This window comes from Pseudomonas sp. MS01C9, assembly GCF_058202755.1.
Genome location: NZ_CM177073.1, coordinates 3917031 through 3939725 on the forward strand (window position 1 = coordinate 3917031; position 22695 = coordinate 3939725).

Consider the following 22695-nt stretch of genomic DNA (forward strand, 5'->3'; position numbering starts at 1 on the left):
ATGCTTCATGACTGACAAGCCTGGTTACCGTCGCCCTCAAGCGGGCACCCAGCCGCAATACCTGCACCCGCCATACCAGTCCACCAACCTGCGCTCACCCTCCAAGCCGTTGGTGCACCTGCCTCATTCGCTGTCGGAAATCACCGGTCCGACCATCGGCGCCGAGCGCCTGAAAGAGAAGGACAACGACCTGACCGCCCAGCATGCCGGCGAGCCGTTGGGAGAGCGGATCATCATTCACGGGCGCGTGCTCGATGAACATGGCCAACCCGTGCCGGGCATCCTGGTGGAGATCTGGCAGGCCAACGCCGCCGGGCGCTATCACCATGACCGCGACAAGCACGACGCCCCCCTGGACCCCAACTTCACCGGCACCGGCCGTACCGTCACCGATGCCGATGGCTGGTACCAGTTCCAGACGATCAAGCCCGGTGCCTATCCCTGGGGCAACCACCACAACGCCTGGCGTCCGGCGCATATCCATTTCTCATTGTTCGGTCCGAGCATCCTGACGCGCCTGGTGACGCAGATGTATTTTCCCGGCGACCCGTTGCTGGCCTACGACCCGATCTACAACTGCGTGCCGGATACCAGCGCCAAGGAGCGCCTGATCGCCCGTTTCGACCTGGAAAAAACCGTTCCCCACTACGCCCTCGGTTATCGTTGGGACATCGTATTGCGCGGCCGCGATGCCACGCCGATGGAGAAATAAGATGACGCTCACCGCTACTACGTCCCATACCGTCGGACCTTACTATCACATCGGCCTGACCTGGTTGAATCGCGAAGACCTGACCGTCGCCGAAACCCTCGGCCAGCGCGTGGCGATCACTGGACAGGTCATCGACGGCAATGGCGAGTCCGTCAATGACGCCATGCTGGAGGTTTGGCAGGCCAACGCGGCGGGTAAATACGCCCATCCGGAAGACGACCAGGACAAACCCCTGGACCCGCACTTCGAAGGCTTCGGCCGGGTGCCGGTGGACGCCGAGGGGCGTTTTCGCTTCACCACCATCAAGCCCGGCACCGTACCGGGGCTGGGTGGCACGACCCAGGCGCCGCACCTGGTGGTGCTGGTATTCGCCCGTGGCCTGGTCAAGCATCTGCTGACCCGCATCTACTTCGATGGCGAACAGGCCAACGAAACCGACCCGCTGCTGGCCAGCGTGCCGGCCGAGCGTCGCGCCACCCTCGTGACCAGGCCCGATGCGTCCGGTGTGTACCAGTGGAACGTGGTCCTGCAAGGAACGGATGCCGAGACGGTGTTCTTCGATTACTGAGTGTTGTCGGGCGAAGGGGCATTCCCGCGCTCTGCGTGGGAATGTTGCCGGTGACGCTTCGCGTCACATCCAGAGCCGAACGCAGAGCGTGCGTTGAGGCGTTCCCACGCGAGCCGCTATTGCTGCGGAAGTTGTTTGCGGAACGGGACTGTTACGAAGTGTGTCTACGATTTGTACGAAAAGTCCCCAGCGAGTGAATCAATCCATGACCATCCCAATCAGTCACTACACAGGCGAAGAGCGTAGCAAGCGGATTTTCGCCATCGTCGGTGCTTCGTCCGGCAACCTGGTCGAATGGTTCGACTTCTACGTGTATGCGTTCTGCGCGATCTATTTCGCGCCGGCATTCTTCCCCTCGGACAACCCCACGGTACAACTGGTCAACACGGCGGGGGTGTTCGCCGCCGGGTTCCTGATGCGACCCATTGGCGGCTGGATTTTCGGCCGGGTGGCCGATCGTCACGGGCGCAAGAATTCGATGATGATTTCGGTGCTGATGATGTGCTTCGGCTCGTTGCTCATCGCTTGCCTGCCCACCTACAAGGACATCGGCGTCTGGGCGCCGCTGCTGCTGTTGTTCGCGCGCCTGTTGCAAGGCCTGTCGGTAGGCGGCGAGTACGGCACCACCGCCACCTACATGAGCGAAGTCGCGCTCAAGGGCCAGCGTGGTTTCTTTGCCTCGTTCCAATATGTGACGCTGATCGGCGGGCAACTGCTGGCGGTGTCGCTGGTGGTGATCCTGCAGCAGTTTCTCGATGAGGACCAACTGCGTGCCTACGGTTGGCGAATCCCGTTCGTGGTGGGCGCCCTGGCGGCGCTGATTTCCCTGTTCCTGCGCCGCTCCCTGAAGGAAACCAGCAGCAAGGAAATGCGGGAAAACAAGGATGCCGGCAGCATCGCCGCACTGTTTCGCGACCACAAGGCCGCCTTCATCACCGTGCTGGGCTACACCGCTGGTGGTTCGCTGATCTTCTACACGTTCACCACTTACATGCAGAAATACCTGGTGAACACCGCCGGCCTGCACGCCAAGACCGCCAGCTACATCATGACCGGCGCACTGTTCCTGTACATGTGCATGCAGCCGTTGTTCGGCATGTTGGCGGACAGGATTGGCCGGCGCAATTCCATGCTCTGGTTCGGTGGCCTGGGGGCGTTGTGCACGGTGCCGATCCTGTTGACCCTCAAAAGCGTCGGCAGCCCGTTGCTGGCGTTCGTCCTCATCACCTTGGCGCTGGCGATCGTCAGTTTCTACACCTCCATCAGCGGCCTGGTGAAGGCGGAAATGTTTCCGCCTGAAGTGCGCGCCCTGGGGGTAGGGTTGGCCTATGCAGTGGCCAACGCGGTGTTTGGCGGCTCGGCCGAGTATGTCGCCTTGAGCCTGAAAGCCCAGGGCATGGAAAACGTCTTTTACTGGTATGTCACCGTGATGATGGTGGTAGCGTTCCTGTTCAGCCTGCGCCTGCCCAGGCAACCGGCCTACTTGCATCACGACCTTTGACCCACCTGTTCACTCGAGGCTTGTTTGATTCATTGTGGCCACAGATGCCGTGGCGAGGGGACAAGTACCCTCGCCACGGCAATTTCTCTGGCCACAAAGGCATTCACCTTCCGAAGGACTGTTTATGAACGAACGACCGGGCAATCAGCTGTTCGATGCCTACTTCACCACCCGCGACATGCGCGAAGTGTTCTGTGATGCGGGCCGAGTACAGGCCATGCTCGATGTCGAGGCGGCTCTGGCCCGGGCCGAGGCACGGGTGGGGCTGATTCCGCAAGGCGCCGTCGCGCCGATCGAGAACGCCTGCCAGGCACGGTTGTACGATTTCGCGGCGCTGGGCGAGGCGATTGCCAGTGCCGGCAATTCGGCGATTCCGCTGGTCAAGGCACTGGGCAAGCGGGTTGCCGCCGCCGACCCCGAGGCTGAACGCTACGTGCATCTGGGCGCCACCAGCCAGGACGTGATGGACAGTGGGCTGGTGCTGCAACTGCGTCGCGCCCTCGAGCTGATCGAGGATGAGCTGGCGCAGCTGGGCGACACCCTGGCCCGGCAAGCCGAGCGCCATGCCGCCACGCCGCTGGCCGGGCGTACCTGGCTGCAGCATGCGACGCCGGTCACCCTGGGCATGAAAATCGCCGGTTGGCTGGGGGCGACCACCCGCAGTCGCCAGCGCTTGCAGGCCCTCAAGGCACGCTTGCTGGTGCTGCAGTTCGGCGGTGCCTCCGGAACACTGGCCGCGCTGGGCGAGCATGCGCTGTCCATTGCCGAAGCCCTGGCCGCCGAACTGCAACTGAACCTGCCGGAACAGCCGTGGCACACCCAGCGTGATCGTCTCGTGGAGTTCGGCTCGGTGCTGGGCCTGATCGCCGGCAGCCTGGGCAAGTTGGGTCGTGACGTCAGCCTCTTGATGCAGACCGAGGCCGCCGAGGTGTTCGAGCCTTCGGCGCCGGGCAAGGGCGGTTCGTCCACCATGCCTCACAAGCGCAATCCGGTGGGGGCGGCGGTGTTGATCGGCGCGGCGACGCGGGTGCCTGGTCTGGTGTCGACGCTGTTCAGCGCCATGCCCCAGGAGCACGAACGCAGCCTGGGCCTGTGGCACGCCGAGTGGGAGACCCTGCCGGAGATCTGCTGCCTGGTATCCGGCGCCTTGCAGCAGGCGCGGCTGCTGGCCGACGGGCTGGAAGTGGACGCGGCACGCATGGCCCGCAACCTCGAGCTGACCCAGGGGTTGGTGCTGGCCGAAGCCGTGAGCATCGTCCTGGCCCAGCGTGTCGGGCGCGACACTGCGCACCATCTGCTGGAGCAATGCTGCAAACGCGCGGTGAGCGAACAGCGCCACTTGCGCGACGTGCTGCGGGACGAGCCCAAGGTCACTGCGCAACTGTCCACCGCTGAACTCGATTATCTGCTCGACCCGGCCCATTACCTCGGCCAGGCTCGGACCTGGGTCACCCGGGCCGTGGCCGAACACCTTGCCTTGAATGCCTGAAAGGAGACTGTTGTGGGATTGGTCAAACTCGCCGACGGCGAACTGAATTATTGCTTCGACGGACCGCAGGATGCCCCGGTACTGGTGCTGTCCAACTCCCTGGGCACCCACCTGCATATGTGGGATGAACAGGTCCCGGCGTTCAGCCAGCACTTTCGCGTGTTGCGTTTCGATACGCGCGGCCACGGCCGGTCATTGGTCACCGAGGGGCCCTACAGCATCGAGCAACTGGGCCACGACGTGCTGGCGATGCTCGATCAGTTGAGCATCGATAAAGTGCATTTCTGTGGGTTGTCCATGGGCGGGTTGATCGGCCAGTGGCTGGGGATCAACGCCGGCGAGCGCCTGCACAGGCTGGTGGTCTGCAACACCGCCGCCAAGATCGCTGACGAGACGGTATGGAACCCGCGCATCGAAACCGTGTTGCGTGACGGCCAGGCAGCGATGGTGGCGTTGCGCGATGCTTCCGTTGCCCGCTGGTTCACCCCGGATTTCGCCGAAGCTCATCCTGCGCAGGTAAAGAAAATCACCGACATGCTCGCTGCCACTTCGCCCCAGGGCTACGCAGCCAACTGTGCGGCCGTGCGCGATGCCGATTTTCGTGAGCAACTGTCGTTGATTCGGGTGCCGCTGCTGGTGGTTGCCGGTACCGAAGACGCAGTGACACCGCCGTCGGGTGGGCATTTCATCCAGGAGCGGGTCAGCGGGGCCGAGTATGCCGAGTTCTACGCCGCGCATCTGTCCAACGTCCAGGCCGGCGCTGCATTCAGCGAGCGGGTGCTGGATTTCCTGCTTGATTCCAGCCGTGGCTGAGGAGTATCCCGTGGACGAAAAACAACGTTACGACGAAGGCATGCAAGTGCGCCGCGCGGTATTGGGCGACGCCCATGTGGACCGCAGCCTCAATGCCTTGAACGAGTTCAACAGCGAATTCCAGGAAATGATCACTCGCCATGCCTGGGGTGACATCTGGACCCGTCCGGGCCTGCCGCGCCACACCCGCAGCCTGATCACCATCGCCATGCTGATCGGCATGAACCGCAACGAAGAACTCAAGTTGCACCTGCGCGCTGCCGCCAACAACGGCGTGAGCCGTGGCGAGATCAAGGAAGTGATCATGCAGAGCGCCATCTACTGCGGCATCCCGGCGGCCAATGCCACCTTCCACCTGGCCGAGTCGGTGTGGGATGAGTTGGGCGTCGAGTCGCGGGCTTAAGTGGGCTTCATCCCCTGTAGGAGCCAGCTTGCTCGCGATAGCGGTGGTTCAATTGATGGAGGATGTCGAATGTGATGACGCCCTCGCGAGCAAGCTCGCTCCCACATTGGATCTTCAGTGAGCACAAATTTTGTGCGCGGCACTGATTCCCTGTGGGAGCGAGCCTGCTCGCGAGGGCGGTGGCACCGTATCGAGCATCTCGGCAGGCTCACCGCATCCAGGTTTTACAACAAACTGATCGGGTAGCTGATGAAAATGCGGTTCTCATCGAACTCGTTGGTGCTGAAGTCCCGACGCAGCGACGAGTTGCGCCATTTCACGTTGAGGTTCTTCAGCGCGCCGCTCTGTACGGTATAGGCCAGCTCGCTTTCGCGACCCCATTCCTTGCCATCGTCCACCGTGGCGGTGTGCACGTTGTCGCCGCTGATGTAGCGGTTCATCAGGGTCAGGCCCGGCACGCCGACGGCGGCGAAATTGAAGTCGTGGCGCACTTGCCAGGACTTTTCCTTGGCGTTGTCGTAGCTGGAGTTGTAGCTGTCGTTGGCCAGGGTGCCGCCGCTGGTGCCGTTGACCCGCATCCAGGCATCGTCGCCGCCGACTTTCTGCAGGCCGACATAGAAGGTGTTGCCGCCATATTTGGCCGAGAGCATGGCGAAGGCGGTCTTGTTGTCCAGGTCACCGGCCAGGGCGCTGCCGTTTTCCTTGCCGATGAAATAGCCGAGATTGGCGCCCAGGGTCCAGTCGCCCATGGGCTGGCTGTGGGTCAGGTTGAAATATTGCTGCTGGTAGATGTCGGACAGTTCCGCGTACCACACGCCCACCTGGGTGCGTTTTTCGTTGAAGGCGTATTCGCCGCCGCCGAAGTTGAAGCGGTCGGAGGTGGCGGCGGGGCGGCCGTTCATGAACATGTCTTCCATGCTCGCATCGTTGCGCGGGCTGTTGCCGCGGAACTGGCCGCCATAGAGGCTAAGGCCGGCGATCTCGGTGGAAGTGACCTGGCCGCCGCGGAAGGTCTGCGGCAGGGAGCGCCCGTCGTCGGAACGCAGGATCGGCAGCACCGGCATCCATTCGCCGACCTTCAGCTCGGTCTTGGAGACCTTGGCCTTGAGCGCGACGCCCAGGCGGCCGAAGTCATCGGCGGGGCGACCGTCGTCGTGCACCGGCAGCAACTGCGTTCCTGCCGTGCCACGGCCACCATCGAGCTTGACCGAGTACAGGCCCAGCACGTCCACGCCGAACCCCACCGTGCCCTGGGTGAAACCGGACTTGGCGTCGAGGATGAAACTCTGGGTCCATTCCTCGGCCTTGCCCTGGGCATTGTTCGGGTTGGTGAAGTTGCGGTTGAAGTAAGCGTTGCGCAGGTTCAGCGTGGCCTTGGCATCCTCGACGAACCCCGACTCTGCGGCCAGGGCGGGCAGGGCGGCACCCGCGAGTGCGACGGCGATGGCGCAGGGAAACAAATGCTGTGTGGGCTTCATGGGCTTATCTCTGGTTTTTATGGACGAAGCGAGTCGATGCCGCAATCGTGCGATTGCAGACGGTACGGTGGAGCGGGTCGGTTGAACGGCTGAGGATCAGCCGGGAGAAGCAGGGCGTGTGGACATGGCGTCGAACCTGTTGTTATTGGTTTTGTGCGAGCGATGGTGAAGCGCGCGCCGGGATCGGTTCAATCGCCGATGACGGGTTTTGGGCGATTATCGAACAGCAAAAAATGCTCTGGCGGATGGGAGTCCTGTGGGTGGTGGCTCACAAAGGCTGCACATCCAGCACTGATGCAGGCTGATCCACCGCCATCGCGAGCAAGCTCGCTCCCACAGGTTGATGTGTTGAGTTCGGAATCGATGAACAAAAAAGCCCACCTTTCGGTGGGCTTCGTGTTTCAGTGGCCAGGCATCGAATCAGAACAGTTTCATCGGCGGCGCTTTCTCTGCCACCGGCTCGTTCTTGCCGGTCTCGGCGTTCCAGCCACCGCCCAGAGCCTTGTACAGGTTGACCTCGCTGGTCAACTGCGCGAGGCGGTCGGTGATCAGCGATTGCTGGGCGCTGAACAGCTGGCGTTGGGCGTCGAGGAAGGTCAGGTTGCTGTCGACCCCAATGCGGTAGCGCCGCTCGGCCAGGCGGTAGTAGTCCTGGTTGGAGGCAACATAGGCCGTCTGGGCCTGCAACTGTTCGTTGTAGGTACGACGCGCGGCCAGGCCGTCGGAGACTTCCTGGAACGCCGTCTGGATCGCCTTCTCGTAGTTGGCGACGTTGATGTCCTTCTGGATCTTGGCGTAATCCAGGCTCGCCCGCAGGCTGCCGGCGTTGAAGATCGGCAGGTTGATCTGTGGCGCGAACGTCCAGGTGCCCGAGCCGCCCTTGAACAGCCCGGACAGGTCCGGGCTCAATGTGCCGGCGTTGGCCGTCAGGCTGATGCTGGGGAAGAACGCGGCCCGCGCGGCGCCGATGTTGGCGTTGGCGGCCAGCAGGTTGCGTTCGGCCTGGAGAATATCGGGACGACGTTGCAGCAGGTCCGACGGCAACCCGGCCGGCACTTCACTGAGCAGGTCATCGCTGAGCGGTTGCGTGTTCAGGTTGGCCGGCAGGCTGGTGCCCAGCAGCAGGGTCAGGTTGTTTTCATCCTGGGCTACCTGGCGGGTGTAGCGCGCCAGCTGGACCCGAGCGTTTTCCACTGCCGTGCGCGCCTGGCTCAGGTCGAGTGCCGAGGCTACGCCGACATCGGCGCTACGGGTGGTCAGCTGGAGGCTTTGCTCGTAGGTCGCCAGGGTGTCCTGGGTCAGCTTGAGCAGTTCCTTGTCGGCTTGCCAGGTCAGGTAGGCGTTGGCCACGTTGGCCACCAGGCTGATCTGGGTGCTGCGGCGCGCTTCCTCGGTGGCGAAGTAGCTTTGCAGCGCTTGTTCGCTCAGGCTGCGGACCCGGCCGAACAGATCCAGCTCATAGGCACTGATGCCCAGGGTGGCCGAGTAGGAACTGCTGATGGCCGCTTCGCCGGTCTGCGAGGCCCGGGCCGGCAGGCGCTGGCGGCTGCCGGAACCGGTGGCCGAGACTGCCGGGAACAGATCCGCCCGCTGGATGCGGTATTGCGCGGCATAGGCGTCGATGTTCAGCGCGGCGACCCGCAGGTCGCGGTTGTTTTCCAGGGCCACCTGGATCAACTGCTGCAGCGCCGGGTCATGGAAGAACTGTTTCCAGCCCTGTTCCGCGGCAGCCTGGCTGGCTGCCTTGGCCGGTTCGTAGGCCGGACCTTGCGGGTATTGCGCCGCGACCGGTGCTTCGGGCCGCTGATAATCGGGAATCAGCGAGCAGCCGCTGAGCACGACGGCGGCGATGGTCAGAGAGAGTAGCGACTTGCTCATTGCCCAGCCTCTTTGGAAGTTTCAGGAGCGTCGTCCTGGTCGGCATTTTTGCGACGGCCTATCGACGACACGGTCACGAAGAACAACGGCACCCAGAAAATCGCCAGGACGGTGGCGGTCAGCATGCCGCCGATCACCACTGTGCCAATGGCGTGTTGGCTACCTGAGCCTGCGCCTGTGGAGATTGCCAGGGGTACAACACCGAGAATGAACGCCAGCGAGGTCATGATGATCGGCCGCAGGCGCATACGGCAAGCTTCAATGGCAGCTTCCTGCAAGCCCTTGCCATGTTCATGCAGTTCCTTGGCGAATTCGACGATCAGAATCGCGTTTTTGGCTACCAGGCCTATGGTAGTCAACAGCCCTACCAAGAAGTACACGTCGTTGGACAGACCGCGCAAACTGGTCGCCATCAACGCACCGATGATCCCCAGCGGTACCACAAGTACGATCGCTATCGGAATCGACCAGCTTTCATACAACGCTGCCAGACACAGGAATACCATCAGGATCGACAGCGCGAACAGCGCTGGCGCCTGGGACCCCGCGAGTCGTTCTTCATACGACAGACCTGTCCAGGAAATACCAACACCGGCAGGCAGCTTCTTGGCGATGGCCTCGACTTCGGCCATGGCTTCGCCGGTGGAGTAGCCCGGTGCCGGGACGCCCAGGATTTCCATCGCTTCCACCCCGTTGTAGCGGGCCAGTTTCGGCGAACCGTAGATCCATTCGCCCTTGGCGAACGCGCTGAACGGTACCATGGTTCCAGAGCTGTTGCGTACGTACCATTTCTGCAGGTCTTCGGGGCTCATGCGAGCATTCGGTTGCCCCTGTACGTACACCTTCTTCACCCGGCCGCGGTCGATGAAGTCGTTGACGTAGCTACTGCCCAGGGCAATCGACAGGGTGCTGTTGATGTCCGAAATGGTCACGCCCAGGGCGCTGGCTTTTTCGTCATCGATTTCCAGCTGGTATTGCGGCTCGTCATTCAGGCCGTTCGGGCGAACCTGGGCCAGGACCTTGCTCTGGGACGCCATGCCCAGGAACTGGTTGCGTGCTTCCATCAGCTTTTCGTGGCCGATGCCGGCACGGTCCTGCAGGAACACGTCGAAACCGGTGGCGTTACCCAGCTCCATCACCGCCGGCGGGGCGAAGGCGAACACCATCGCATCGCGGAAGGTAAAGAAGTGCTGCTGGGCGCGGGCCGAGATCTTGAACACTGTGTTGTCGGCGTTACGCTCTTCCCATGGCTTGAGCATGATGAACGCCATGCCCGAGCTCTGGCCACGACCGGCGAAGTTGAAGCCGGTCACGGTGAACACCGAGGCCACGCCATCGCCTTCGCCGCCGTCCTTGCCCGGGCGCAGCAGGAACTCACGCATCTTGTCCACCACCACCTGGGTGCGCTCGGCGCTGGAGCCGGCCGGTGTCTGCACCTGGGCAAACAGCACGCCCTGGTCTTCTTCCGGGAGGAACGAGGATGGGATACGCATGAACAACCAGATCATACCGACGAAGATAATCAGGTAGGCCAGCAGATACGGCGCTTTATGCCGCAGGATGTTGCCGACTCCCCGTTCGTAGCTTTGCACGCTGCGGTCGAAGTTTCTGTTGAACCACCCGAAGAAGCCGCGTTTGTGCGTGCCATGTTCCCCTTTCGGGATAGCCTTGAGCATGGTGGCGCACAGGGCGGGGGTGAAAATCAGCGCAACCAGCACCGACAGGGCCATGGCCGAGACGATGGTGATGGAGAACTGCTTGTAGATCACCCCGGTGGAGCCGCCGAAGAACGCCATCGGCAACAGCACCGCCGACAGTACCAGGGCGATACCCACCAGGGCCCCCTGGATCTGGCCCATGGATTTCCTGGTGGCTTCCTTGGGGGACAGGCCTTCTTCGCTCATCACCCGCTCGACGTTTTCCACCACGACGATGGCGTCGTCCACCAGCAAGCCGATGGCAAGCACCATGCCGAACATGGTCAGGGTGTTGATGCTGAAACCGAACGCCGCGAGGACCCCGAAGGTGCCCAGCAATACCACCGGCACGGTCATCGTGGTGATGATGGTGGCGCGGAAGTTCTGCAGGAACAGGAACATCACCAGGAACACCAGCACGACCGCTTCGACCAGGGTTTCCACCACGCCCTTGATCGACTCGCTCACCACCGGCGTGGTGTCATAGGGGAACACCACTTCCATGCCTGGCGGGAAGAACGGCTTGAGGTCGTCCACGGTCTTGCGCAGGGCCTTGGCCGTGTCGAGGGCGTTGGCACCGGTGGCCAGGCGCACTGCCAGGCCCGAGGCCGGGGCACCGTTGAACTGGGCGTTGATGCTGTAGTTCTCGCCGCCCAGGCCCACCTCGGCGACATCGCCAAGGCGTACTTGGGAGCCATCCGGGTTGACCTTGAGCAGGATCGCCTTGAACTGGTCGGCGGTCTGCAGGCGGGTCTTGCCGATGATGGTGGCGTTCAGTTGCTGGCCGGGCACGGCGGGCAGGCCACCGAGCTGGCCGGACGAGACCTGGACGTTCTGTGCGGAGATGGCGGTACTCACGTCCGACGGTGTCAGGTTGTAATTGTTCAGCTTGGCCGGGTCGAGCCAGATCCGCATCGCGTACTGGGCACCGAAGACCTGGAAGTCGCCGACACCCGAGGTGCGCGAGATCGGGTCCTGCATGTTCGACACGATGTAGTTGGAAAGGTCTTCCCGGGTCATGGTGCCGTCGCGCGACACCACGCCGATCACCATCAGGAAGTTCCTCACCGACTTGGTCACGCGGATACCCTGTTGCTGCACTTCTTGCGGCAGCAGCGGGGTGGCCAGGTTCAGCTTGTTCTGGACCTGGACCTGCGCGGTGTCGGAGTTGGTGCCCTGCTCGAAGGTCGCGGTGATGGTCATGCTGCCGTCGGAGTTACTTTCCGAGGAGACGTAGCGCAGGTTGTCGATACCGTTGAGCTGCTGTTCGATGACCTGCACCACGGTGTCCTGCACGGTCTGCGCGGACGCGCCCGGGTAGGTCACCTGGATCGCGATGGCCGGTGGCGCGATGCTCGGGTACTGGTTGATCGGCAACTTGAGGATCGATAGAGCCCCGACCAGCATGATCACCAGGGCGATCACCCAGGCGAAGATCGGACGGTCGATAAAGAATTTCGACATGGTTTACTCCCCTTTGCCGCCGGCTGCTTTGTCAGCTGCCTGGGCGGGGGCCGGGTTCTTGGTGCCCACATTGGTGGCTTCGGTGGCCTTGACTTCCACCCCTGGCCGTACGTACTGCAACCCTTCGGTAATCACGCGATCGCCGGCCTTGAGCCCGTCTTCGATCAGCCACTGGCTGCCGACGGTGCGGCTGGCCTTGAGCTGACGCAGCTCGACCTTGTTGTCCGGGCCCACCACCAGGGCGGTCGGCATGCCTTTGAGGTCGCGGGTCACGCCTTGTTGTGGAGCGAGGATCGCCGCGCTGTTCACACCCGCCTGCAATTGCGCATGGACGAACATGCCCGGCAGCAGGGTGTGGTCCGGGTTGGGGAACACGGCGCGCAAGGTGACGGAGCCGGTGGTCTGGTCAACCGACACTTCGGAGAATTCCAGCTTGCCCTCGTGGGCGTACTGGCTGCCGTCTTCCAGGATCAGCTTGACCGTGGCGGCATTGTCGCCGGCCTTCTGCAACCGGCCACTTTCCAGCTCGCGGCGCAGTTGCAGCAGTTCCACCGAGCTCTGGGTCACGTCGACATAGATCGGGTCCAGTTGCTGGATGGTTGCCATCGCTTCTGTCTGGCCGTTGCTGACCAGGGCGCCTTCGGTTACCGAGGAGCGCCCGATACGCCCGGAGATCGGCGCGTAGACCTTGGTGTAGCGCACGTTGATCTGGGCGGTTTGCAGGTTGGCTTCCGACTCGAGGCGATTGGCCACGGCGGTGTCGTATTCCTGGCGACTGACGGCCTGTTCATCCACCAGTTGCTTGTAGCGGTCGGCAATGGACTTGGTGGAACGCAGGTTGGCCTCGGCGCTCTTGAGCGTGGCTTCGTATACGGCCGGGTCGATCTGGTACAGCTGCTGGCCGGCCTTGACGTCGGCGCCTTCCTTGAACAGGCGCTTGAGGATGATGCCGTTGACCTGCGGGCGAACCTCCGCCACGCGGAACGCGCTGGTGCGCCCCGGCAATTCGGACGTCAGGGTGAAAGGTTGGGTCTTGAGGGTGACGACGCCGACCTGAGGAGGTGGTGCGGCAGGGGCCGCTTCTTCCTTCTTACATCCGCTGAGCAGCGATGCCAGGGCGATGGCGGTAACCAGAGCGGTAACAGCTGGCTTGAAGTGCATGGAAATCCTCGGGTCAGGCACGCAACGGGCGCACTCGAAAGGTGGAAGGTTAAAAAGGCGCATTTTCAACTAGTAGGTTGCTAAGAAATATACTTACGTACATGGTTGTTTGTAAACAGCCAAATTGCGTACCATCCGGTTTACAAAAGCCTGACAAAGGCTCGTACAGACCGGGAGCGCGTTCCATGGACGATCGCCTCCCATTCGTTCAGCTGACCTTTACGCATTGCTGACGCATCCTGATTGAGGTGGTTACTGCCATGGTCCGTCGTACCAAAGAGGAAGCCCTGGAGACTCGCAGCCAGATACTCGAAGCGGCCGAAAAGGCTTTTTTCGAGCGGGGCGTGGCGCGCACGACGCTGGCTGACATCGCGACGCTGGCCGGTGTGACGCGCGGTGCCATCTACTGGCATTTCAGCAACAAGGCGGATCTGCTCCAGGCCATGCTCGATACCTTGCACGAGCCGCTCGATGACCTGGCGCGCGCCAGTGAAAATGAAGAGGAACTCGACCCCCTGGGGTGTGTGCGCAAGCTGCTGGTTCGCCTGTTCCAACAGGTGGCCCTGGACCCGAAAACCCGACGCATCAATGAGATTCTTTTCCATAAGTGCGAGTTCACCGACGAAATGTGCGATTTGCGCCAGCAGCGGCGCCAGGTCAATCTCGACTGCAACGTGCGGATCGCGCTGTCGCTGCGCAATGCGATGAATCGCGGCCAACTGCCGGATGACCTGGATACCGACAGGGCGGCGATCGCTCTTCACGCCTATATAGACGGCATTCTGTACCAGTGGCTGCTGGCACCCGACAGCTTCGCGCTGGCGGGTGAGGCCGAGCGCTGGGTAGACATCGGGCTGGACATGCTGCACCTGAGCCCCAGCCTGCGCAAATGAAACAAAATGAGTAATTGCATCGGTTTGTGTCAATAGCGGATCGGCAAAACCCGCCGGGCATGGATCCCGGCGGGTCGTTCATGGAGCAGTTGCCAGGTCCGGCGACAACGCGCTATCGCTCGATCATGCCGGATCACCATGGCAGCTTCATGTATGGGGTGGCATTGCGGCGCCTGTGCGGGGCGATCCGCAACTGTCCATTAAATTACTCGACAATAAGGCGGACGGTGTAGCTGAAAGGCGGCTCCAGCATCTTCTGGGAAATTTCCGAGCGGCAGGTATATTCGCCATTGCCGGTGTAGGCGGTCCTGCTTTTCCAGTCGGGTCGATAACGAGGTTCGAGAACACCAAAACCGATAGGGGCTTCGAATCGGGTTTGTACTTGGCAGCCGAATTCGGACCCGTCCATTTGATACGAGAGCAGAATTTCGATCGGCTTGACTTTTCTCAGGCTGGGTTGCCAGTCGGAAGTGGGATAAGTGTATTTTCTTTTATTGACGAAATAGATGTTTCGAGTGGACTTGGAGGCAACATCGTAACCGCTCAGGGACAAGTCCGCCGGCTGTGCCGGGTTTGTGACCATGTTGATCATGTTCAGGGTGCGCGGGGTGTTATTGGTGATCTCCACGGTGACCCCGGTATTGGCCAGGCTGCTGGCAACCATCGCCGGTCCGAATAGCAGGGCAAGGGTGAAACTTTTCAGAATGTTCATAGTAAGGTATCTCTTTTTACAGGCTCGCTAAAGCCCACATAGGTATTGATAGTGTGTTGTTTGGTTTTATTAAAAGGTGTTGCGTGATGGACTATTTATCGGAATTTAATTGATTGATGGTTGTGACCTTATAAGTGGTAATCCATTGGCTGAGTAGTAATTGGTTCGGGCTTTATTATTAGCGTTGTTGAATGCTTGAATCCACAGCAGCTGCTTGTTGTCTTGTTATTTGATATTTCGGTTGTTGCGGGTCAGTTGGATTCTAAAAACTGCAGGTATAAAAAAAACCCGGCTCTTTCGAGTCGGGGCTTTGGGTAAGGCCTGGTTTTCTGACTTACATCACCGGGTAGTCGATATAACCCACCGGACCTTTGCCATAGAAGGTTTCCGGGTGCGGTTCGTTCAGCGGTGCATCGGCTTTCAGTCGGGCCGGCAGGTCCGGGTTGGCAATGAACGGCACGCCGAAGGCGACGGCATCGGCTTTGCCTTCGGCCAGCCAGGCATTGGCGCGGTCCTTGGTGAAACGTTCGTTGGCGATGTACGGGCCGCCGAACGCTTGCTTGAGTTGCGGGCCAATGCTGTCGTCGCCTTCCTTCTCGCGCGAGCAGATGAAGGCAATGCCGCGCTTGCCCAGTTCCCGGGCCACGTAGCTGAAGGTTTCCAGGCGATTCTCGTCGCCCATGTCATGGGAGTCGGCGCGTGGCGCCAGGTGCACGCCGACCCGGCCGGCTCCCCAGACTTCGATGGCTGCGTCGGTCACTTCCAGTAGCAGGCGGGCTCGGTTTTCCAGGGAGCCGCCGTAATTGTCGGTGCGCTGGTTGGTGCTGCTTTGCAGGAACTGATCGAGCAGGTAGCCGTTGGCACCGTGGATTTCCACACCGTCGAAGCCGGCGGCCTTGGCATTTTCGGCGCCTACGCGGTAGGCATCGACGATGTCGGCGATCTCAGCGGTTTCCAGCGCGCGTGGCGTTGGATAGTCGGCCAGTGGACGAACCAGGCTGACATGGCCCTTGGGTTGGATGGCGCTGGGGGCAACCGGTGTTTCACCGTTCAGGTAGGACGGATGGGAGATGCGGCCCACATGCCACAGCTGCAGGAAAATCTTGCCGCCGGCACCGTGTACCGCCTTGGTGATGTTGGCCCAGCCGCGCACCTGGTCGTTGGACCAGATACCCGGGGTATCCGGATAGCCCACGCCCATCGGCGTGACGGAGGTCGCCTCGCTGAGGATCAGGCCGGCGGAGGCGCGTTGCACGTAGTACTCGGCCATCAGCGCATTCGGCACACGGCCTGCGTCGGCGCGGCAACGGGTGAGCGGTGCCATGATGATGCGGTTTTTCAGTTCGATGTCGCCGAGTTTGATCGGGTCGAAAATGGTGGTCATGAATGACTGCCTCGTCAGTGTCAGGGATTGTTGAGAATCAAGGGGTGGCCGGTGCCAGGTCGGCATTGCCGCCCCGGCGGAAAGTGATCAGGGTGACCAGCAGCGCCAGTACCGCGAGGGCGCCGGCGGCCAGGGGCACGGCGGTCAGGCCCAGGCCGTGGTCGATGACGCTGCCGCCGACCCAGGCACCCAGGGCGTTGCCGATATTGAAGGCGCCGATATTCAGGGTGGAAACCAGGTTCGGCGCGGACTTGCCGAAGGTCACCACGTTTACCTGCAGGGCCGGCACGGCGGCAAAGCAGGCGGTGGCCCACAGGAACAGGGTGATTTCGCTGGGGATCAGCGCCACGCTGGTCCAGCTCAGCATGGTGGACACCACGGCCATGGCGATGAACACGCCCATCAGGGTGTTCGACAGGCTCCTGTCCGCCAGCTTGCCACCGATGATGTTGCCCAGGGTCAGGCCCAGGCCGATCAGCACCAGGGTCCAGGTCACGCCACGGGGCGATACGCCGGTGACCTCGCCCAGCAAGGGAGCGACGTAGGTGAACAGGGCGAATACCGAAGCGGAAAACAGGGCCGTCATGGTCAGGGACAGCCACAGGCCGGCGCCCTTGAGCGCCACCAGTTCCGAGCGCATGTCGAGTTTTTCTTCATCGCGCTTGGCCGGCAGGAAGCGGATCAGGCCAATCAGCGCCACCACGCCGATGACGGTCACGGCCCAGAAGGTCGAGCGCCAGCCGGCTTCCTGGCCCAGTGCGGTGCCCAGCGGCACGCCGAGCACGTTGGCCAGGGTCAGGCCGGTGAACATCAGGGCCACGGCCGAGGCACGCTTGTTGGGCGCCACCAGGCCGGCGGCCACCACCGAGCCGATGCCGAAGAACGCGCCATGGCACAGGGCGGTGACCACCCGGGCGAACATCAGCACGTTGTAGTCGCTGGCGATGGCGCAGAGCAGGTTGCCGACGATGAAGATCCCCATCAGCACCACCAGTGCGGCCTTGCGCGGCAGACTGGCGGTAGCCAGGGCCATGAACGGCGCACCGATGGCCACGCCCAGGGCGTAGCCAGTCACCAGCCAGCCGGCACCCGGGATCGAGACTCCCAGGTCGGCCGCCACATCGGGCAGCAGGCCCATGATGACGAACTCAGTGGTGCCGATGGCGAAGGCGCTCAGGGCCAGGATGAGTAGCGAGAGGGGCATGGCGGGTCCTTGTCGAATCAGAGCTCTTGGCTCATTTGCTTGAGGAACTGCTGGATCACTTCCTCGTTGCGTTTGAAGAAGTGCCATTGACCGACCTTCTGGCTGGTGATCAGCCCCGCCCGTTGCAACACCGCCAGATGAGCCGACACCGTGGACTGCGACAGGCCGCAACGCTGGTCGATCTGTCCGGCGCAGATGCCGAATTCATGGTTGTGCAACTGTTCGGGGAACTGGACCTTGGGGTCCTTGAGCCAGTTGAGGATGTCTCGCCGTACTGGGTGTGCCAGGGCTTTTATTATTTCGTCGAGGTCGAGGGTCATGGAGGCAGCCGTAGTGAGTAAAACGCTATATCGCGATAAGGCGAACCTTAAATCGTTGCTTCGCGATATACCAATATGGATTCGATCTGAGCAGCGAACAAATCGCTATATCGGGTTATAACGATATGAGCCTGGCGATGCTAAGCTGGCCCCCATGAACTATCTCGCGCACCTGCACCTCGGCGGCCCCGGCCGGGAACAACTGCTCGGCAGTCTCTACGGCGACTTCGTCAAGGGACCGCTGCAAGGGCTGTATGACCCGCGGATCGAAGCAGGGATCGCCTTGCATCGACGCATCGACCAATACACCGACCGCCACCCTTTGGTGGACATCGCCCTGTCGCGGTTTTCCACGGTGCGACGGCGCTATGCCGGGATCGTGCTGGATGTGTTTTTCGACCACTGCCTGGCCCGGGACTGGGCGTTGTACGGTGAAGGGCCGCTGGTGGATTTCACGTCCCGTGTCTACCAGGTACTGCGCACCGAACCGCAACTGCCAGGGCGCCTGGCACAGATCGCGCCGTATATGGCGGCGGATGACTGGCTGGGGTCCTATCAGGAATTCGAAGTGCTGGGGCAGGTACTGCGTGGCATTTCCCGCCGCCTGTCCCGGCCTGAGGAACTGGCTGGGGCGATGAAGGAATTGATCGAGCTCTATGAGCCGCTGAGCGAGGACTTCCAGTTGTTTTACCCGCAGTTGCAGGACTTTGTACAAAACCAGGCCGCGCCCCGGATCTGATTGTGGGAGCGAGCTGGCTGGCGATAGCGGTGCATCAGTCAGCTCGTCTGCTGAATGTTAAGCCGCTATCGTCAGCCAGCTTGCTCCCACAGGGGGGCCGCGCAGAGATCCGGGTCAGGCCGCAATTGCCGCAGGCCGTGTCGGCGCTTGCTGTTTCTCGGGAATCGTTCCGAACAATGCCTTGTGTACCGCCTGTTGCGCCTGGAAAGCCAGGGCCGCGCGTTCCTGGCCTTGGCAGGCGATGGGTTGCAGCAGGTAAATGTGAACGTCGCCCCGATCGTTGGCAAACAAGCGCATCAGGTGCGACAGCAGGTCGTCATCGCCAATGAAAGGGGCCAGGGAATCGGGCTCGCCGTTGCGCAGGTAACGGATCGCCACAGGCTGCAGCGCCACCTCGGCATCGATGGCGGCCGATAACAGGCGACCGTGGAAGGTGCGCAGGGACCGCCCGTCGGTGGTGGTCCCTTCCGGGAACATCAGCAATGGGTGGGTCTGTTGCAGGTGACGGGTCATCTGCTTGCGGATCAACTGGCTGTCGCCCGAGCCACGGCGAATGAACAGGCTACCGGCCTTCGCCGCCAGCCAGCCGGCCACCGGCCAGGTGCGCACTTCAGCCTTGGACAGGAATGACATCGGAGTGAGCATGCCCAGCAGCGGGATGTCGGTCCAGGACACGTGGTTGCTGACCCACAGCATCGGCTGTCGCGGCAATTGCCCATGGACGGTCACGGAAAAGGGCAGGGCATTGCTCAGCCGTGCCATGAAGAACCGCGACCAGCGCTGACGACGTACCATGGAGTGGGCAAGCCCCAGGCGCTCGAAAACACCGAACACGCTGGCCATGCCCAGACCCAGCGCCACCACCAGCAGGACGCGCGCGATCCGCGCGTACACCCTTGAGCGGCTCATCAAACCGCTGCCTTGAAGTGGCGGGCGTAGCGTGGGCAGAGGTCATCGCGCTTGAGCAGGATGAACACATCGGCCACCTGGAATTCCTCGTCCCAGCACGGCTCGCCGCAGATCTTCGCACCCAGGCGCATGTAGGCCTTGAGCAACGGCGGCATTTCGGCGATGACATTGGACGGCACGTCCAGGGTCGGCAACGGTTTTTTCGGTACGGCTTGCAGGTGTTCGTTGCACAGGTAGCGCTCGCGCAGGCGTTGCATGATCGCCTGGGCCTGGATGCCGCCGTCCTGCATCGCAATGCTGGCGCAACCCATCAGGTAGCTGTAGCCGCCCTCGTTCAGGACTTCGGCCAGTTCCCCCCAGAGCACCGCGATGGTGCCGCCGTTACGGTAGGCCGGGTCGACGCAGGTCCGGCCGATCTCCAGGATCGGGCCCTTGAGATGGACCAGGCCGTGGAGGCTGAATTCTTCTTCGCTGTAGAAGCGTCCCAGGCTACTGGCGGCCTGGTGGTCGAGCAGGCGAGTGGTCGCCACGAGGCGGCCGGTGTTCAGGTCGCGTACGCCGATGTGGGCGCAATGAACATCATAGTCATCCATGTCCAGACCCATTTCCGCGCCCTTGAGCTTGGCGTTGAACTCGCCGCTGAAGACGTTGAAGCGCAGGGCCTGGGCTTCTTGCAAGGCCTGGGCGCCGACCAGGCGTTCGGCTTGCAGGCGGCGTTCATTGCCGGTGTCGCTGATGCGGGCGATCTGAGTCATAGCGAATCTCCGTGCGGGCTGTTCAGTTGCAGCCAGTCGACTTTCTTTATGCAGCCATGTTGTGCAAAGTCAGGCTATGTAGCCCCGGTGTCATCACCATGAAGCTTTGGTGATGCTTATATGACAGCCCTCGAGGAACCTCCCATGCTTTGGCAAACCCTGATCGCACGTGGCGAACGGCTGACTGCCCATTCGGACCTGGCCGAGGGGTACGCGGCGTTGTTGCAACGCCTGGGGCCGGTCACGCCGTTCGAGTTGGCGGTGGCCGGCGCGCGATTGATGGCGACACCGGGACTGGCCTTCCTGGTGGGCTACCAGGCAGCGTTGCGCGCGCTCTGGCCCAGCGCGCCCCACAGCCTCGGCGCGTTGTGCGCCACTGAGCAGCGCAGCCTGCGCCCGGCGGACATGCAGACCCGCCTGGCGGATCTGCGCCTGACTGGACGCAAGGATTTCGTCACCGCCGGGGATGCCGCCGAATGGCTGCTGATTGCCGCTCGCTGCGAAGCGCCGGGTGAAACGCCACGACTGAACCTGGCCGTGGTCTATCCCGGCGAGCCTGGCGTAACCCTGGAAAAACTCCCGGCCATTACCTTGATGCCAGACGTCAGCCATGGCCGCGTCCTGCTCGACGACGCGCTGTGCGAATTGTTGGCGGGGGACGGTTGGGACGCGTACGTCAAGCCGTTTCGCACCTTGGAAGATCTTTACGTGCTCAGTGCCATGACCGCCTGGCTGTATGGCGTGGGGCAGGAATGCGCCTGGCCCCAGGCGTTGCAATTGCGCCTGCTCGCGCTGCTGGCCGGTTGCGCGCAGGTGAGCCTTCACAATCCGTCCAGCGCGTCCGGGCACGTGCTGCTGGGCGGGTTGTTCGCGCAGTTCGACGGGCTTGATGGCGAACTGAATACCGCACTGGCCGCCGGGCCTGCGCCGTGGCGCGAGATGTGGACGCGGGATAAAGCGGTGATGGAGATGGCGGCGGGCGCGCGGGCCAAGCGGTTGGCCAAGGCGTTGGGATAGTCCTCCAGACGACCACCCCTTGTGGGAGCGAGCAAGTTCGCTCCCACAAGGGGGCACACACACTCAAATTGTCATCAAGTCTGCATAGGCTCTGAAGGTTCAATCCTGCGAGCCCCAAGCATGTCCAAAGGCTGGTTCCTGATTCCGTTGCTGATACTCAACCTGAGCGTCCAGGCCGAAGACTGGCCCGGCGAGCAATGGCCAAGTGGCCCGACCCCGAGCGGGCCGGCCATCGAAGCCTTGGAACAATACGCCTTCCCACCCCGGGACGATGCAAACCGTGAGGGCATCCGCACCGATGCGCTGCTGGTGATCCAGGACGGTCGGCTGGTCTACGAACGCTACGCCGGACCGACCACTGCCCAGACCCCGCACCTGACCTGGTCCATCAGTAAAAGCCTGCTGGCGACGGTGTTCGGCGTGGCCTACGGTGAAAAACTGTTTGGCCTGCAAGAGCCGGTCGCCCGGTACTACCCGGCGTTGGGCAAGCACCCGGGCGTGACCCTGGCCGATCTTTTTCACTGGGCCTCGGGCCTGGATTGGCAGGAAGACTACGAATACGCGCCACTCAAGTCCTCCGTGGTGGCGATGCTCTACACCCGCGGACGCCACGACATGGCGGCGTTCACTGCGCAGCATGAAAGTTTCAGTCCGCCGGGGCAGGTATTCCGTTATTCCAGCGGTGACAGCAACCTGCTGGCGGCGGCGTTGAAAAACATTGTCGGGCCGACGCGATACGCCGATTACCCCTGGACGGCGCTGTTCGAACCGTTGGGTATCCGCCAGGCAACCTGGGAAACCGATGCCAGCGGCACCTTCGTCGGTTCGTCCTATGCCTACCTCACGGCGCGGGACCTGGCGCGTGTCGGGTTGTTGATGCAACGGGACGGCCGCTGGGGCGAGCGGCAATTGATTCCCAAGGAGTGGGTTGCGTTCAATCGCGAACCTTTCACCCGGTTCCAGGCTGGCCAGGACGAAGCCGTGCCCGGTGGCCACTGGTGGCTCAATCGCGCCGCCGACCGCTCCCTCCATCCCTGGCCCGACGCGCCACCGGACACTTACGCCGCACTGGGGCATTGGGGGCAGGCCTTGTACATCATTCCCAGCGCCCGGCTGGTCATCGTGCGCTATGGCGATGATCGCGATGGCAGCTATCGCCACAACGAATTGCTCAAGCGAGCCATGGCGGCATTCGCCGAAGGGGTGCGGCCATGAGGCGCAAGTGGCTGTTCACGCTGGTGTCGGTGTTTCTGGTTGCCCTGATGGGCTGGATCTGGCTCGAGCGGGTGGCGCTGCGGGCCTTTCCCGACATCATCAGCGCCTACACCGCCAAGCAATACTGCTCATGCCGCTATGTGATGGAGCAACCGGCGGATTACTGCCGTGGCTATGTGAAACAGTCGGTGCCCATCAGCGACTTTCTCGACACGCCCGAGGACAAACGCGTCGTGGTCGCCGGGCTGGGACGCAGCAATAGCGCGCGGTGGATGGGCGCGCGACAGGGGTGCCGCCTGGAGTGACTCGATAAATCCCCTGGATCATCGGTGTTTCTGGCAGTTGTTGAAACAGACTGTTTGCAACGGCCCCTGGCCCGGTTA

General features: G+C 62.3%; 21 protein-coding genes. 11 read left to right on the top strand and 10 right to left on the bottom strand.

Going from position 1 to position 22695, the window contains the following annotated elements; translation table 11 throughout:
• Nucleotides 1–7 precede the first annotated feature (7 nt).
• The 6 genes from pcaH (at nucleotide 8) to pcaC (ending at nucleotide 5486) form a co-directional block, all read left to right on the top strand.
• Nucleotides 8–712, top strand: a complete 705-nt coding sequence (gene pcaH, locus AC1M7R_RS17900) for a protocatechuate 3,4-dioxygenase subunit beta (RefSeq protein WP_072432154.1) — start codon at nucleotides 8–10, stop codon at nucleotides 710–712.
• A gap of 1 nt (nucleotide 713) precedes the next feature.
• Complete coding sequence (gene pcaG, locus AC1M7R_RS17905; RefSeq protein ID WP_337349833.1) at nucleotides 714–1280, top strand: protocatechuate 3,4-dioxygenase subunit alpha; 567 nt, start codon at nucleotides 714–716, stop codon at nucleotides 1278–1280.
• A gap of 205 nt (nucleotides 1281–1485) precedes the next feature.
• A complete protein-coding gene (locus AC1M7R_RS17910; protein WP_076405251.1) occupies nucleotides 1486–2781 on the top strand; it encodes an MFS family transporter in 1296 nt (431 codons plus the stop codon).
• Between the two features lie 124 nt (nucleotides 2782–2905).
• Nucleotides 2906–4270 carry a 3-carboxy-cis,cis-muconate cycloisomerase gene (locus AC1M7R_RS17915; protein ID WP_337349832.1) on the top strand — a complete coding sequence of 455 codons (1365 nt, stop codon included), beginning with the start codon at nucleotides 2906–2908 and terminating at the stop codon, nucleotides 4268–4270.
• A 12-nt stretch (nucleotides 4271–4282) separates the two neighbouring features.
• Entirely contained in the window at nucleotides 4283–5083 is an 801-nt protein-coding gene (gene pcaD, locus AC1M7R_RS17920; RefSeq protein WP_072459479.1) for a 3-oxoadipate enol-lactonase, read from the top strand.
• A gap of 10 nt (nucleotides 5084–5093) precedes the next feature.
• Nucleotides 5094–5486: a 4-carboxymuconolactone decarboxylase gene (gene pcaC, locus AC1M7R_RS17925; protein ID WP_072398826.1), complete on the top strand. Its 393-nt coding sequence runs from the start codon at nucleotides 5094–5096 to the stop codon at nucleotides 5484–5486.
• Between the two features lie 224 nt (nucleotides 5487–5710).
• Here the strand turns inward: pcaC and AC1M7R_RS17930 are convergent, their stop codons facing one another.
• From AC1M7R_RS17930 to AC1M7R_RS17945, 4 genes are all read right to left on the bottom strand, one after another.
• Nucleotides 5711–6964 carry an OprD family porin gene (locus AC1M7R_RS17930; protein WP_490609786.1) on the bottom strand — a complete coding sequence of 418 codons (1254 nt, stop codon included), beginning with the start codon at nucleotides 6962–6964 and terminating at the stop codon, nucleotides 5711–5713.
• Between the two features lie 420 nt (nucleotides 6965–7384).
• Nucleotides 7385–8842: an AdeC/AdeK/OprM family multidrug efflux complex outer membrane factor gene (locus AC1M7R_RS17935; protein WP_072399252.1), complete on the bottom strand. Its 1458-nt coding sequence runs from the start codon at nucleotides 8840–8842 to the stop codon at nucleotides 7385–7387.
• Nucleotides 8839–12003, bottom strand: coding sequence for an efflux RND transporter permease subunit EmhB (emhB, locus tag AC1M7R_RS17940; RefSeq protein ID WP_490609787.1), 3165 nt, complete (start codon nucleotides 12001–12003; stop codon nucleotides 8839–8841). The genes AC1M7R_RS17935 and emhB overlap by 4 nt, the downstream gene beginning before the upstream one ends.
• Nucleotides 12004–12006: 3 nt before the next feature.
• Nucleotides 12007–13164, bottom strand: a complete 1158-nt coding sequence (locus AC1M7R_RS17945) for an efflux RND transporter periplasmic adaptor subunit (RefSeq protein ID WP_072399248.1) — start codon at nucleotides 13162–13164, stop codon at nucleotides 12007–12009.
• A 260-nt stretch (nucleotides 13165–13424) separates the two neighbouring features.
• On the opposite strand from AC1M7R_RS17945, the gene AC1M7R_RS17950 reads away from it, so the two are divergent.
• Entirely contained in the window at nucleotides 13425–14057 is a 633-nt protein-coding gene (locus AC1M7R_RS17950) for a TetR family transcriptional regulator (protein WP_072399246.1), read from the top strand.
• Nucleotides 14058–14262: 205 nt separating this feature from the next.
• On the opposite strand, the gene AC1M7R_RS17955 is transcribed toward AC1M7R_RS17950, so the two are convergent.
• The 4 genes from AC1M7R_RS17955 to AC1M7R_RS17970 all read right to left on the bottom strand — a co-directional run bounded on the left by AC1M7R_RS17955 (nucleotide 14263) and on the right by AC1M7R_RS17970 (nucleotide 17677).
• Nucleotides 14263–14769, bottom strand: coding sequence for a hypothetical protein (locus AC1M7R_RS17955; RefSeq protein WP_072459302.1), 507 nt, complete (start codon nucleotides 14767–14769; stop codon nucleotides 14263–14265).
• Between the two features lie 334 nt (nucleotides 14770–15103).
• Nucleotides 15104–16153, bottom strand: coding sequence for an alkene reductase (locus AC1M7R_RS17960; RefSeq protein ID WP_072399242.1), 1050 nt, complete (start codon nucleotides 16151–16153; stop codon nucleotides 15104–15106).
• Between the two features lie 37 nt (nucleotides 16154–16190).
• Nucleotides 16191–17357 carry an MFS transporter gene (locus AC1M7R_RS17965; protein WP_076405244.1) on the bottom strand — a complete coding sequence of 389 codons (1167 nt, stop codon included), beginning with the start codon at nucleotides 17355–17357 and terminating at the stop codon, nucleotides 16191–16193.
• Nucleotides 17358–17374: 17 nt separating this feature from the next.
• Nucleotides 17375–17677, bottom strand: a complete 303-nt coding sequence (locus AC1M7R_RS17970) for an ArsR/SmtB family transcription factor (protein WP_003198672.1) — start codon at nucleotides 17675–17677, stop codon at nucleotides 17375–17377.
• A 154-nt stretch (nucleotides 17678–17831) separates the two neighbouring features.
• On the opposite strand from AC1M7R_RS17970, the gene AC1M7R_RS17975 reads away from it, so the two are divergent.
• The gene (locus AC1M7R_RS17975; protein WP_072399238.1) at nucleotides 17832–18416 is read left to right on the top strand and encodes an acyl carrier protein phosphodiesterase; all 585 of its coding nucleotides are present in this window, start codon (nucleotides 17832–17834) and stop codon (nucleotides 18414–18416) included.
• A 114-nt stretch (nucleotides 18417–18530) separates the two neighbouring features.
• On the opposite strand, the gene AC1M7R_RS17980 is transcribed toward AC1M7R_RS17975, so the two are convergent.
• Both AC1M7R_RS17980 and olsB read right to left on the bottom strand, forming a co-directional pair.
• Nucleotides 18531–19325, bottom strand: a complete 795-nt coding sequence (locus AC1M7R_RS17980; RefSeq protein ID WP_072399236.1) for a lysophospholipid acyltransferase family protein — start codon at nucleotides 19323–19325, stop codon at nucleotides 18531–18533.
• Nucleotides 19325–20080, bottom strand: coding sequence for an L-ornithine N(alpha)-acyltransferase (gene olsB / locus AC1M7R_RS17985; protein WP_072399234.1), 756 nt, complete (start codon nucleotides 20078–20080; stop codon nucleotides 19325–19327). Before olsB ends, AC1M7R_RS17980 begins: the two co-directional genes overlap by 1 nt.
• A gap of 144 nt (nucleotides 20081–20224) precedes the next feature.
• On the opposite strand from olsB, the gene AC1M7R_RS17990 reads away from it, so the two are divergent.
• The 3 genes from AC1M7R_RS17990 (at nucleotide 20225) to AC1M7R_RS18000 (ending at nucleotide 22617) form a co-directional block, all read left to right on the top strand.
• Nucleotides 20225–21097 carry an acyl-CoA dehydrogenase middle domain-containing protein gene (locus AC1M7R_RS17990; RefSeq protein ID WP_072399232.1) on the top strand — a complete coding sequence of 291 codons (873 nt, stop codon included), beginning with the start codon at nucleotides 20225–20227 and terminating at the stop codon, nucleotides 21095–21097.
• A gap of 120 nt (nucleotides 21098–21217) precedes the next feature.
• The gene (locus tag AC1M7R_RS17995; RefSeq protein ID WP_490609788.1) at nucleotides 21218–22312 is read left to right on the top strand and encodes a serine hydrolase domain-containing protein; all 1095 of its coding nucleotides are present in this window, start codon (nucleotides 21218–21220) and stop codon (nucleotides 22310–22312) included.
• Complete coding sequence (locus AC1M7R_RS18000; RefSeq protein ID WP_072399228.1) at nucleotides 22309–22617, top strand: amidase; 309 nt, start codon at nucleotides 22309–22311, stop codon at nucleotides 22615–22617. The genes AC1M7R_RS17995 and AC1M7R_RS18000 overlap by 4 nt, the downstream gene beginning before the upstream one ends.
• Nucleotides 22618–22695: the final 78 nt, after the last annotated feature.

Excerpts from the sequence above, each read along its gene's own strand:
- AC1M7R_RS17990 (WP_072399232.1), top strand. The coding sequence starts at position 20,225 with ATGCTTTGGCAAACCCTGATCGCACGTGGCGAACGGCTGACTGCCCAT.
- AC1M7R_RS17950 (WP_072399246.1), top strand. The coding sequence starts at position 13,425 with ATGGTCCGTCGTACCAAAGAGGAAGCCCTGGAGACTCGCAGCCAGATA.
- pcaG (WP_337349833.1), top strand. The coding sequence starts at position 714 with ATGACGCTCACCGCTACTACGTCCCATACCGTCGGACCTTACTATCAC.
- AC1M7R_RS17960 (WP_072399242.1), bottom strand. The coding sequence starts at position 16,153 with ATGACCACCATTTTCGACCCGATCAAACTCGGCGACATCGAACTGAAA.
- olsB (WP_072399234.1), bottom strand. The coding sequence starts at position 20,080 with ATGACTCAGATCGCCCGCATCAGCGACACCGGCAATGAACGCCGCCTG.
- emhB (WP_490609787.1), bottom strand. The coding sequence starts at position 12,003 with ATGTCGAAATTCTTTATCGACCGTCCGATCTTCGCCTGGGTGATCGCC.
- AC1M7R_RS17915 (WP_337349832.1), top strand. The coding sequence starts at position 2,906 with ATGAACGAACGACCGGGCAATCAGCTGTTCGATGCCTACTTCACCACC.
- AC1M7R_RS17910 (WP_076405251.1), top strand. The coding sequence starts at position 1,486 with ATGACCATCCCAATCAGTCACTACACAGGCGAAGAGCGTAGCAAGCGG.
- AC1M7R_RS17945 (WP_072399248.1), bottom strand. The coding sequence starts at position 13,164 with ATGCACTTCAAGCCAGCTGTTACCGCTCTGGTTACCGCCATCGCCCTG.
- AC1M7R_RS18000 (WP_072399228.1), top strand. The coding sequence starts at position 22,309 with ATGAGGCGCAAGTGGCTGTTCACGCTGGTGTCGGTGTTTCTGGTTGCC.
- AC1M7R_RS17930 (WP_490609786.1), bottom strand. The coding sequence starts at position 6,964 with ATGAAGCCCACACAGCATTTGTTTCCCTGCGCCATCGCCGTCGCACTC.
- AC1M7R_RS17980 (WP_072399236.1), bottom strand. The coding sequence starts at position 19,325 with ATGAGCCGCTCAAGGGTGTACGCGCGGATCGCGCGCGTCCTGCTGGTG.
- AC1M7R_RS17970 (WP_003198672.1), bottom strand. The coding sequence starts at position 17,677 with ATGACCCTCGACCTCGACGAAATAATAAAAGCCCTGGCACACCCAGTA.
- AC1M7R_RS17955 (WP_072459302.1), bottom strand. The coding sequence starts at position 14,769 with ATGAACATTCTGAAAAGTTTCACCCTTGCCCTGCTATTCGGACCGGCG.
- AC1M7R_RS17935 (WP_072399252.1), bottom strand. The coding sequence starts at position 8,842 with ATGAGCAAGTCGCTACTCTCTCTGACCATCGCCGCCGTCGTGCTCAGC.
- AC1M7R_RS17995 (WP_490609788.1), top strand. The coding sequence starts at position 21,218 with ATGTCCAAAGGCTGGTTCCTGATTCCGTTGCTGATACTCAACCTGAGC.
- AC1M7R_RS17965 (WP_076405244.1), bottom strand. The coding sequence starts at position 17,357 with ATGCCCCTCTCGCTACTCATCCTGGCCCTGAGCGCCTTCGCCATCGGC.
- pcaH (WP_072432154.1), top strand. The coding sequence starts at position 8 with ATGACTGACAAGCCTGGTTACCGTCGCCCTCAAGCGGGCACCCAGCCG.
- AC1M7R_RS17975 (WP_072399238.1), top strand. The coding sequence starts at position 17,832 with ATGAACTATCTCGCGCACCTGCACCTCGGCGGCCCCGGCCGGGAACAA.